At 75.3% G+C, this 2,304-nt stretch carries 4 protein-coding genes; 1 reads left to right on the forward strand and 3 read right to left on the reverse strand.

Annotated features, from left to right (window positions below; translation table 11 throughout):
* Positions 1-5: 5 nt before the first annotated feature.
* The gene (locus ABZ641_RS33640; protein WP_359988065.1) at positions 6-338 is read right to left on the reverse strand and encodes an ATP-binding protein; all 333 of its coding nucleotides are present in this window, start codon (positions 336-338) and stop codon (positions 6-8) included.
* 288 nt (positions 339-626) lie between these two features.
* Between ABZ641_RS33640 and ABZ641_RS33645 the strand changes: the two genes are divergently transcribed.
* A complete protein-coding gene (locus tag ABZ641_RS33645) occupies positions 627-983 on the forward strand; it encodes an STAS domain-containing protein (RefSeq protein WP_359988067.1) in 357 nt (118 codons plus the stop codon).
* 21 nt (positions 984-1,004) lie between these two features.
* Here ABZ641_RS33645 and ABZ641_RS33650 read toward each other — a convergent pair whose 3' ends face one another.
* Together ABZ641_RS33650 and ABZ641_RS33655 are read right to left on the reverse strand one after the other, a co-directional pair.
* Positions 1,005-1,553, reverse strand: a complete 549-nt coding sequence (locus tag ABZ641_RS33650; protein ID WP_344625364.1) for a hemerythrin domain-containing protein — start codon at positions 1,551-1,553, stop codon at positions 1,005-1,007.
* An 80-nt stretch (positions 1,554-1,633) separates the two neighbouring features.
* Entirely contained in the window at positions 1,634-2,098 is a 465-nt protein-coding gene (locus tag ABZ641_RS33655; RefSeq protein WP_359988069.1) for a hypothetical protein, read from the reverse strand.
* Between the last annotated feature and the right edge of the window lie 206 nt (positions 2,099-2,304).

The following is a 2,304-nucleotide window of genomic DNA, read 5'->3' on the forward strand; positions in this document are numbered from 1 at the left end:
GCCGGTCAGCGCGCCGGCAGCACGGCCCACACGGTCTTGCCGCTCGGGACGGGCGTGACGCCCCAGTCCACCGCGAGCCGTTCGACGATGTGCAGGCCGTGGCCGTGCGGCTGCTGCGGGCGGTAGGGGCGGACGACCGGCGGACGGGTGCTCGCGTCGGTCACCGCGACGGTGAGGGTGTCGTGGTCCAGGTCGAGGTCGAGGCTGAGCGGGCCCGGGGTGTGGCAGTACGCGTTGGTGAGCAGCTCGCAGGCCACCAGCAGAACGTCCTCGGCCCGTTCCCCGGAGGACGGCACGGGCGACGGCCCCTGCGCCAGCGCTCGGCGCACGTAGGCCATGCCCGACTGGGGCCCGGGACCGTCGGTGGACCCGAGCGGCAGATGCCAGTGGCGCGATGTCCGGTTCACCCTGGTCGTCTCCTGCGTCCGTTGCTCCCCCGGGAGCGTCTAACCGGCTCCCGGCCCGCTGTAACCCCTGCAGGCGCGGTGACGGCTCCGGCCGCCCGGGTCTTCGTTCTGCGGTCTGCGCCGCAGGGACGCTTCGTTCCGCGGGTGACGGGCAGGCTCCCCGGGAGCCACTGCCGCGGGAAGCCCCGTCGGGGAGTCCGTGACGGAGGGAGCAGCACCGTGGATGCGGAGCTCCGTGTCACCCCCCGCCCGGCGCCGGCCGGTGAACGAAGGCTGGCCGTCGCCGGCCAGGCCGACATGGACACGGTGCACGTGCTGGAGGAGGCCCTGGGGAAGGCGCTGGGCGTTCCTCCCCTGCCGGCGGCCGTGGTGGTGGACTGCTCGGCGCTCGCCTTCTGCACCTCGGCCGGGCTGAACGCGCTGCTGCGCGCCCGGCTGGCGGCCACGGCCGTCGGCGTCGCCCTCCGACTGGCCGCGCCTTCTCCGCAGCTGGTCCGCCTGCTCCGGCTGACGGAGGCCGACACCGTCTTCGACATCGACCCGGCCGACGAGCCGCCGCTGCGGGAGAGCCTCTGACCCGGGGGCCACCGGCGGGGTTCACCCCGGCAGGCCCTCGATGCGGAAGAAGTCCCGCAGGTGGGTCTTCGGGCGGGGGCCGGTCGGCGGGAGGTCGTCCCGGGGCCGGTCGGCCGGTGAGCGGCGCACCTTGTGCAGCCGCTTCGTGCGGGCCCGGGCACCGGCCTCGGCGAGTTCGTCCGCCGGTGCGGCGGTGCCGAGTCCGTCCAGGACCAGTGCCTCCTCCTCGCTGGCGTGGCCGGTGACCTCGCGGACGAGCAGGGCGACCTTGCGGTCGAAGAGCGGGGCGTCCGCGCCGATCCGGGAGAGGTCGTCGAGCAGGGCGCCGATCGTGGCGAGTGCGGCCCGTTCCCGTTCCACGGTCTCCCGGCGGTCGGGGAGGCTGCGCAGCGCCAGCGGGTAGAGGTATTCGGCTTCGACGGCCATGTGGCGTTCCAGCAGGGCGGCCGCCTCGTCGAGGAGTTCGCGTCGCAGCGGGTCCTTCAGCGGGGTGCCCGCCATGCGGCCGAACAGGTTGCGGATCCGTTCGTGGTCGGTGGTGAGAACGTCGATGAGGTCGCCGGAGGTCATGGTGCACCTCGTCTTCCGTGCACGGGCGTTCGGTCGGCAGTCGCGCTTACCCGGGCCCGTGCGCCGCAATCGGCGCCCGGTCAGATCAGGGCGAGCGCTGCCCTGCCGTGCAGGACGACGCCCTCGCCGCCGGCCGCGACGCCGCGGGTGAGGCCGTCGGCCTCGTCCTGCGGGTCGCCGTCGGCCCCGCCGGTGAGGCAGGTGCCGGGCGGGACGACGACGACCAGGACCTCGCCGCGTTCGCGGGCCGCGGTCCGCCACTCGGGGGAGGCCGCGGGCTTGGGCACCGGCTCCCAGGACTGCCGGCCGCCGACGAAGAGCAGCCGGTCGACCAGCGGGCCGTTCATCACCACCACGGCGGTGCTCTGCGGCGCGTCGCCGGCTGCCAGCAGGAAGCCGCTCTCTAGGGCGTGGGTGAGCAGTTCGGCGTGCCACCGCCGCCCGACCTCGATGAACGCCTCCGCGACGGGTGGGCCGATCTCCTGTTCCTGCACGGTGAGCGCCCACACCGTGGGCTCCGAGTCGGAGTCGATGTCCTCGCTCACGGGGCCACCTCCGTGGGTCTGCGTCGCGCCGGTCGGTCGTACCGTCGCGCCTACCCGCCCGGGGGCGGCCCACGCCTGGTCGGATCCCGGGCGGATCCGCGGTTCGGGGTGTCCGCGGGGGCACGCCGGACGGACGGCGCGGATCGCGCGGCTGCGGCGAAACACCGAACCGCCCGCCGGCGGCCGCCCGTCCGGGGGGTACGGGC

Source organism: Kitasatospora sp. NPDC007106 (assembly GCF_040634455.1).
Classification (GTDB): domain Bacteria; phylum Actinomycetota; class Actinomycetes; order Streptomycetales; family Streptomycetaceae; genus Kitasatospora; species Kitasatospora arboriphila.